Here is an 8,423-nt window from a genome sequence, read left to right as displayed (position 1 = left end):
TGAGCATAGCATCACCGTATGAGTAAAATCTATACCCTTCAAGTATTGCTTCTTTATAAGCCCTTTTCAACAGATCATGGCCCATAAATGCTGAAACCATCATTAAGAGGGTAGATTTTGGAAGATGGAAATTAGTTACCATGGCATTAGCAATGCTGAAGTCATAAGGTGGAAATACAAATTTATTTGTCCAGCCATCATAGGTATTCAGAGTATGCTCAGATGAAACAGCACTTTCCAGACCTCTCATAGCGGTTGTTCCAACAGCACATATTCTTTTCTTCTTAATTTTAGCACTATTAACAATCTCTGTGGCTTTCTCATCAATCACCAATTCTTCACTATCCATTTTATGCTTGGAAAGATCTTCTACCTCTACAGGGTTAAAAGTACCCAAACCTACATGAAGTGTGAGTTCGGCAAATTGAATTCCCCTTATTTCCAGTCGTTTTAACAAATGTTTGGAAAAATGTAGTCCTGCTGTAGGTGCAGCCACAGCGCCTTCGTGTTTCGCATATATAGTTTGATAACGCGACTCATCTTCCGGTTCCACTTCCCTTTTAATATATTTTGGAAGAGGTGTCTCACCCAGTTCTCTTAATTTTCTTCTAAAATCGGTATACGACCCGTCATAAAGAAAGCGAAGTGTTCTTCCCCTTGAAGTAGTATTGTCAATAACTTCAGCCACCAAATTTTCATCTTCTCCGAAGTAGAGTTTATTCCCTATTCTTATCTTTCTGGCAGGATCAACCAAAACATCCCATAATCTTTGCTCTTCATTTAGCTCACGAAGTAAAAAAACTTCTATTCTTGCTCCTGTTTTCTCTTTATTACCGTATAACCTGGCCGGAAACACTTTGGTATTATTAAGAACCATTACATCTCCTTCATCAAAATAATCAATAAGATCCTTGAACATTTTATGTTCAATTTTACCAGTATCCTTATGAACCACCATTAATTTGGATTCATCTCTGTGCTCTGCAGGATATTCTGCCAACAGGTCTTTTGGTAATTCAAAACTAAAGTGTGATAATTTCATACGTACGTATTAATTCGCCTTTTTGGCGGCTGCAAATATACAATCCTGAAGTAGGGCTTGTCAAGTAAAAGTGATATTAAATACTTTTATAAATCTGTAATACTAAATCCCAGTTGTTTCAGATCTTTCCAAAAATCCGGGTACGATTTGGATATTACCTCCGCCTCGTTAATGACTATTGCAGTTTTTAAAGCCAATGGAGCAAATGCCATTGACATTCTATGATCATTATAAGTATCAATTGCCACCTCCGAATTTATTTTATTTGAAGAATCCAAAGTAAGTGTCCTGTCGGTAACTAATACTTTAGCCCCAAGTTTGGAAAGTTCATTTTTTAATGCAAGCAGCCTATCTGTTTCTTTTATTTTTAAGGTATGTAAACCGGTAAGATGACATCCAATTCCTAATCCAAAACAGGTAACGACCACGGTCTGTGCTAAATCAGGGGCATTTGCAAGATCGTATTCAAGATCAGCTATTTGATTGGTTTTAATTTTAACCAGCGTAATACTATCTGCTTTAAATATGGTTTTAACACCAAAATCTTTATATAGTTCCTTAAGAATACTATCGCCCTGCAAACTATCTTTTCTATAGGACGACAATCTAATTTCCGTCCCTATTTCACATAGTGCAGTAATACTGTAAAAATATGAAGCCGAACTCCAGTCAGATTCCACTGTTATGGAAATTTCACCTACATGTTTTTTTGGATTCACACGCACCGTATTTCCTTTAAAAGAGCTCCCTATCCCAATTTGTTCTAACAAGCCCAATGTCATTTTAATATAGGGAACAGATGTAATATTCCCTACCAGTTCCAATACCAGCCCATGCTCCAAACTTGGAGCAATAAGTAATAATGCAGAAATGTACTGACTACTAATATCTGCAGGAAGGCTCACCTCAGATTTATGGAGGGATTTTCCTTTTATTCGCAATGGGGGATAATCCTCATTTTTCAAATAATCGATATCCGCTCCTAAATCTTTTAATGCATCAACCAATATTTTTATTGGTCGTTCCTGCATTCTCTGTGAACCGGTAAGGGTAACATTTACTCCCGCCTGAGAAGCAAAAAAGGCCGTTAAAAAACGCATAGCTGTGCCTGCGTGATGTATATCTACATTTCCTTCTTTAGCCTGAATGCCTTTCTTCATTACAGCGGCATCATCAGAATTGGATAGGTTTTTTATTGTAATACCCGGATAAAGGGCATTGAGCAACAAAAGTCTGTTAGATTCACTCTTGGAACCGGTGATTTTAATCTGGGATTTCAGGAGATTGTCTGACGGGCCGGAGAGGTGTAATTTCAAATTGGTATTATTTTTAAAGCGAAGCCAAAGATACTACTATTTCAGTTTTTTATTATTCTGGTGCCTGTCGTGGTCTCGCTTTGCCTTTATATCCAGTTTACGGTCAAAAGCTTGCTGCAGATCAATGCCGGTCTGGTTTGCCAGACATAGTACAACAAAAAGAACATCGGCTAATTCCTCTCCCAGATCCTTTTCTTTATCCGATTCCTTTTCACTTTGTTCTCCGTACCGCCGGGCTATAATACGAGCCACTTCCCCTACTTCTTCAGTAAGCTGAGCCATGTTGGTCAATTCATTAAAATAACGAACGCCATGATCTTTTATCCAATTGTCAACAGCTAACTGTGCATCTTCAATTTTCATAAGTCTTTATTTTTTGTGTCAATTATTATGGTAACCGGGCCATCATTTATCAAGGCCACTTTCATATCGGCGCCAAAAACACCTGTGCCTATCTGTTTCCCTAAATCTGTTTCCATCTGATGTACGAAAGCTTCATAGAGAGGAATAGCAATATTGGGCTTTGCTGCCCTTATATAAGAAGGTCTGTTCCCCTTTTTGGTTGCAGCATGTAATGTAAACTGACTTACCACAATTGCCTCTCCCTTGGTTTCCAATAGTGATTGGTTCATCACTCCAAGGGCATCATTAAATATTCTTAAGTTTACGATTTTCTTTGATAGCCATTCAATATCTTCCCGGGAATCAGAATCTTCAATTCCCAATAATACCAAAAAACCCCATCCAATTTGAGAAATTGTTTTGTTATTTACAACAACACTTGCGGATGATACTCTTTGTATTACAGCCCTCATACTTCTTCGTAATTGTCCATTCTATAGGTATCTTCATCACCGGTGACAATCTGAACATAACTGCGATACCTGCTCCATGAAACCTCATCATTATCTAATGCTGCCTTAACCGCACATTTTGGTTCATCCATGTGCAGGCAGTTATTAAACTTACAGTTGCCCTTCAGTCTAAAAAATTCAGGAAAATAATCTCCTATCTCATACTTGTCCATATCCACCATACCAAAGCCTTTAATCCCAGGAGTATCTATAATCCTGGCTCCGAAATTCAAGTCATACATTTCTGCAAAAGTCGTGGTGTGTTGTCCCTGAAAGTGCTGATCAGAAATTTCGGTAGTCTTTAAATTTAACTCAGGTGCTATGGAATTAATAAGTGTGGATTTTCCCACTCCTGAATGCCCCGCAAACATACTTGTATGTTCCTTCATCAAGTCTTTTACCATATCGACATTCTTTCCTGTTTTTGCAGAAATTCCAATACACGTATAGCCAATTTCTCGATACAAGGCAGCTAAATACTTTACTTCTGTTAACTCATCCTCATTATACATATCTATTTTATTAAAAAGGAGTACTGTTTTAATATCATAGGCTTCGGAGGTTGCTAGAAATCGATCAATAAAAATAGTATAGGTTCTTGGATTCTTAAGCGTAACCAATAAAAAAACCTGATCAATGTTAGCCGCTATAATATGTGTTTGTTTCGAAAGTTTAACCGATTTTCGAATTATATAATTCTTGCGATCTTCTATTTTAGAGATAACACCATTTGTTTCATCGCCAATTTGCTCAACTTCAAATACAACCAGATCGCCCACAGCAATTGGGTTAGTACTCTTAATTCCCTTCATTCGGAACTTCCCCTTAATACGGCATTCATAAATATCTCCCTCGTCAGTTTTTACTGTGTACCAACTACCGGTAGATTTATAAACAATTCCAAGCATAAATGTTTGTATTTCAATACAAAGAAACAATAATACTTTAATTTGGAGTGGTATATTTTACCAGCAAAGGCCAAAAAACCATTAATCTTCAAAAGGTTTTATCAAAAAAAATTAATACAATAAAAAAACCCGGTATTTTTACCGGGTTTTTTTATTATTAGCTTAACCTATTAGTCCTTAAAAATTACTCTACCCCCGGCCAGAGTTGTTTTATTTACATCTTTTGGATTTCCATAAACATATACATCACCTCCTGCTTTTACATTGACATCTAATTTTTCTGAGGCGTAAAGTTCTGCCTCTCCACCTGCTGAAATTTTTATACTTGTTACCTCTGTTAACAATTCCCTGCCTTCAAATACTCCACCGGTATTTATAACAATTATTTGATTTTTTGCTAATCCGGATGCCTCAATTATACCTCCGGTGACCGCCTTCATTTCCACATCCCTTACATCCATTCCAATTTTAATATGTGATCCTTACTGGGCTCTTATCTCAATCTTCTCCTTTTCGACGAGTTCATTACAGACAATTTTAGCCCCTTCATTTCCGTCTATAGTTCGCAAATCTGTGTAATATACCTCAACAAAGGTATCTTCCCCCTGGAACTTTTTATCGAGCTCCATACGTAATTTTAAAACACCGTTTTTATTAACAAATTTGATATCGTAAACGTTATGCCCTTTAATAATAATACGGTTATCATCAGACTTAATAAGATTTACTTCAATTAGATCATAAACTTTTATTTCCCGGAAATCGCCAACTTCTTTGTCAAGCATGGTTTGCGTAAAGCCATAAAAGGCAATAAGAAACATGCAAAACGACATTATTTTTTTCATAATATTTGCGTTACTAGTTTTTTTAAAGACAACGTTATTCTTCTTTTGTTACACTTTTAGTGCCAGATTAAATATAAAGTCATTAATAGAATTTAACCTCTATTTCTTTAAGGTCACGGCATTTATTATCTTTTCCTGATGATTTATTGATTCCTGGTGTATAGCCTTAAACATTCGAAGCACAAATTCTTCACTCAATCCTTTAGATTCACCTTCGAGTATCATTTTGCCTAATATTGCATTCCATCGGTTCGTTTGAAGAACGGCAACATTACGTTGTCTTTTCAATTCACCTATTCCATCTGAAACTTTCATTCGTTTACCAAGGGTTTCAATAAGCTGATTGTCAATAATATCAATTTGAGTCCGCAGATTATTAATTTTTTGGTTGTATTCTGCTTCCTCATCTGTTTCCTTTCTAATCTTTAAGTCTTCCATGATTTGCACCAATTTTATAGGAGTAACCTGCTGTGCCGCATCGCTCCAGGCATTATCCGGATCGTGATGTGTTTCAATCATTAATCCATCAAAATTCAGATCCAGTGCGGTCTGTGAAATATCAAATATCAATTCCCTGTTACCACTAATATGTGAGGGGTCATTAATCAGAGGGAGATCGGGAAATTTAGTCTGTAATTCTATTGCCATTTGCCATTCCGGGATATTTCGGTATTTAGTTTTTTCATAGGTAGAAAAACCTCGGTGTATAACTCCAAGTTTCTTAATATTAGCCTTTGACAAACGCTCTACTGCACCTAACCATAAAGCAAGGTCAGGGTTTACCGGGTTTTTAACCAGGACAATTTTGTCTGTTCCTTCCAAAGCATCAGCAATTTCCTGAACTATAAATGGACTTACTGTAGAGCGTGCACCTATCCACAACATATCCACATCATGTTCCAATGCAAGATCTACATGATTTTTGTTAGCTACCTCAGTGGCTGTCTTAAGTCCGGTTTCTTCTTTTACTTTTTGTAACCATTTGAGACCAATAGCTCCAACTCCTTCAAAGTTTCCGGGCCTGGTTCTCGGCTTCCAGATACCAGCACGATAGTAGTTTACATCAGTATCTTTAAGCTCATGGGCTATTCCCAATACCTGATCTTCAGTTTCTGCACTACATGGCCCTGCAATTACCAGGGGATGTGATAACTTCATATCATCTAACCATGATCTCAAATTTTTTGAATTCTCCATTATTATCTGTCTTTATTATTTTGTGGTATTCCTTTTAATATTGCTTTTATCTTATTGGTATTGTCCATTTCTTTATATATGCCTTCAAAATTATTATCAATAAGTTTTTGTTTAAAGGCTTCCAGATTCTGAATATATTCATCCAAAGTCTCTATAACATTTTCTTTATTTTGTTCAAAAATAGGGGTCCACATGGCCGGTGAGCTTTTTGCTAATCTAACCGTACTTTCGAAACCACTGCCTGCCATGTCAAAAATGTCACGCTCATTTTTCTCCTTTTCAATTACAGTTTTACCAAGCATAAACGAACTTATATGCGATAGGTGTGAGACATAGGCAATATGCCGGTCATGCGCTTCGGGATTCATGTATCTTATTCGCATTCCCAGGCTGCTAAAAATATTCAAAGCCCTTTCCTGGAGTTTAAATGCTGTTTTTTCTACTTCACAAATGATGTTTGTTTTACCATCAAACAGTTCCGAAACAGCAGCAGAGGGGCCGGAAAATTCGGTTCCTGCAATAGGATGACAAGCCAGAAAATTTCGTCTTCTCGGATGATCTGTTACTATGCTGCAAATTTCAGACTTTGTTGACCCTGCATCTATCACCAAAGTATCGTCACCTATAACATCCAATAATTTTGGAAGTTCCTTTACAATGGCATCCACGGGGATACTAACTATAACCAAATCAGCCTCCGATAATTCTTTTGAGCCTGCAATACCGTCTATAAGTTGCAGCCTAACAGCTTCTTCAAGATGGGCTTCATTTGCATCCATTCCATAGATTGATACCTCGGAATATTGGCATCTCAGGTCCCTGGCCATTGAGCCCCCGATTAATCCGATACCTACTATTATTACATTCATCTTTTTAACTTATAACCCTTTACGCTAATTGCAATTCTAAGGATATGCTTTTACTAAATTCCAGTTTTTATTTTATTCTGTTTAAAGGCTTAAAACCTGTCGATAGCCTCTTTTATCTTTGATTTTGTTACACAAAGTGAAAATCTTATATAGCCCTCCCCATTACTTCCGAAAATAGTTCCAGGTGCAATGAAAATATTTTTATCCTGTAATATTCGATCTATAAAATCTTCTGAATTCGGCGATCCCTTCGGCAGTTTTGCCCAAACAAACATCCCTACAGCATTTGGGTCATATGTGCAGCCGAGTTTATCTGCCAATTGAAACATCAACTTTCTGCGAGCTATATATATGGTGTCTAATTGAGAGAACCATTCTTTACCACTTTTTAATGCCTCTATAGCACCTTTTTGAATGCCATAGAACATTCCGGAATCCATATTACTTTTTACTTTTAAAATCGCATTTACATTCTTTTCATTTCCTAAAACCATTCCCACTCTCCAACCTGCCATATTAAAAGTTTTGCTAAGAGAATTGAGTTCCAAAGCAGTTTCTCTGGCTCCCTTAACACTTAAAATGCTCAACGGATTCTTGCTTAAAACAAAACTATAAGGGTTATCATTAACCAATAAAATGTTGTGCTTTTTCGCGAAGGCCACTAATGTTTCAAATTGGTAAGCATTTGCCGTAGCCCCTGTAGGCATGTGCGGGTAACTCACCCACATTAGCTTTACACCAGACAAATCTTCCTTCGATAAACTTTCTAAATCTGGAAACCATCCATTGTCAGCAAGCAGATCATATTGTCTTGGAACTGCTCCCACTAATTTAGTGACAGATGAATATGTAGGATAACCCGGATTGGGAATTAATACTTCATCGCCTTCATTTAAAAAAGCCATACTAATATGCATTATTCCTTCTTTGGAACCCATAAGGGGCAATATGTCAGTAGACGGATCTGCATTTACACCAAATTTCTCCTTATAAAATTTCGCTATAGCTTCTCTTAGCTCAGGGAGTCCCTGATAACTCTGGTACTGATGCGCACCCGCATGTCTTATAGATTCCTGAAAAGAAGTAATTACAGCTTCAGATGGTGGAAGATCCGGACTACCAATACCAATATTTATGATTGGCTTGCCTTCAGCTGCCATTGCCCTGACTTCACGCAATTTTTTAGAGAAATAATACTCTTCTATGGTCTGTAAGCGATTTGCAGTCTGTATCATAAACGAGCATTTTTATATTCACCTAAAACTTTGAAATCTTCGGACATGATTTCCAATAATGATTTCGCTTTAGTAAAATTATTGTGATCCATAAAAGTTATATCCACAAAAAATGCATATTTCCATGGTGTTTCAATAATCGGTAATGACTGTATTT

At 36.8% G+C, this 8,423-nt stretch carries 8 protein-coding genes and 2 pseudogenes; all 10 read right to left on the bottom strand.

Features of this window, described 5'->3' with window-relative positions:
• Positions 1–1,042 (bottom strand): tRNA preQ1(34) S-adenosylmethionine ribosyltransferase-isomerase QueA (gene queA / locus WBN20_RS14525; RefSeq protein WP_424282203.1); only part of this gene is annotated, 1,042 nt, incomplete at its 3' end.
• Between the two features lie 86 nt (positions 1,043–1,128).
• Positions 1,129–2,358 (bottom strand): 3-phosphoshikimate 1-carboxyvinyltransferase, encoded by a 1,230-nt coding sequence (locus WBN20_RS14520; RefSeq protein WP_424282202.1) that lies wholly within the window; start codon positions 2,356–2,358, stop codon positions 1,129–1,131.
• A gap of 36 nt (positions 2,359–2,394) precedes the next feature.
• Positions 2,395–2,721: a nucleotide pyrophosphohydrolase gene (locus tag WBN20_RS14515; protein WP_348137151.1), complete on the bottom strand. Its 327-nt coding sequence runs from the start codon at positions 2,719–2,721 to the stop codon at positions 2,395–2,397.
• Positions 2,718–3,173, bottom strand: a complete 456-nt coding sequence (gene dtd / locus WBN20_RS14510; RefSeq protein WP_424282201.1) for a D-aminoacyl-tRNA deacylase — start codon at positions 3,171–3,173, stop codon at positions 2,718–2,720. Before dtd ends, WBN20_RS14515 begins: the two co-directional genes overlap by 4 nt.
• A complete protein-coding gene (rsgA, locus tag WBN20_RS14505) occupies positions 3,170–4,120 on the bottom strand; it encodes a ribosome small subunit-dependent GTPase A (protein WP_424270719.1) in 951 nt (316 codons plus the stop codon). Before rsgA ends, dtd begins: the two co-directional genes overlap by 4 nt.
• 170 nt (positions 4,121–4,290) lie before the next feature.
• Positions 4,291–4,905 (bottom strand): annotated as a pseudogene (locus tag WBN20_RS14500) (head GIN domain-containing protein).
• A gap of 159 nt (positions 4,906–5,064) precedes the next feature.
• Positions 5,065–6,162 carry a chorismate mutase gene (locus WBN20_RS14495; protein WP_424282200.1) on the bottom strand — a complete coding sequence of 366 codons (1,098 nt, stop codon included), beginning with the start codon at positions 6,160–6,162 and terminating at the stop codon, positions 5,065–5,067.
• 2 nt (positions 6,163–6,164) lie between these two features.
• Positions 6,165–7,031: a prephenate dehydrogenase gene (locus WBN20_RS14490; RefSeq protein ID WP_424272416.1), complete on the bottom strand. Its 867-nt coding sequence runs from the start codon at positions 7,029–7,031 to the stop codon at positions 6,165–6,167.
• Positions 7,032–7,120: 89 nt separating this feature from the next.
• Complete coding sequence (locus WBN20_RS14485) at positions 7,121–8,266, bottom strand: pyridoxal phosphate-dependent aminotransferase (RefSeq protein WP_424282199.1); 1,146 nt, start codon at positions 8,264–8,266, stop codon at positions 7,121–7,123.
• Positions 8,263–8,423 (bottom strand): annotated as a pseudogene (locus WBN20_RS14480) (prephenate dehydratase); the annotation flags it as partial. The pseudogene WBN20_RS14480 and the gene WBN20_RS14485, both read right to left, overlap by 4 nt.

This window comes from Eudoraea sp., from assembly GCF_049665975.1.
Lineage (GTDB): Bacteria > Bacteroidota > Bacteroidia > Flavobacteriales > Flavobacteriaceae > Eudoraea.
The sequence above is the reverse complement of the archived record's forward strand: the minus strand, read 5'-3'. Positions and strand labels throughout refer to the sequence as shown.

Coding starts and splice junctions, on each gene's coding strand:
- WBN20_RS14515 (WP_348137151.1), bottom strand. CDS start 2,721: ATGAAAATTGAAGATGCACAGTTAGCTGTTGACAATTGGATAAAAGAT.
- dtd (WP_424282201.1), bottom strand. CDS start 3,173: ATGAGGGCTGTAATACAAAGAGTATCATCCGCAAGTGTTGTTGTAAAT.
- rsgA (WP_424270719.1), bottom strand. CDS start 4,120: ATGCTTGGAATTGTTTATAAATCTACCGGTAGTTGGTACACAGTAAAA.
- WBN20_RS14495 (WP_424282200.1), bottom strand. CDS start 6,162: ATGGAGAATTCAAAAAATTTGAGATCATGGTTAGATGATATGAAGTTA.
- WBN20_RS14490 (WP_424272416.1), bottom strand. CDS start 7,031: ATGAATGTAATAATAGTAGGTATCGGATTAATCGGGGGCTCAATGGCC.
- WBN20_RS14485 (WP_424282199.1), bottom strand. CDS start 8,266: ATGATACAGACTGCAAATCGCTTACAGACCATAGAAGAGTATTATTTC.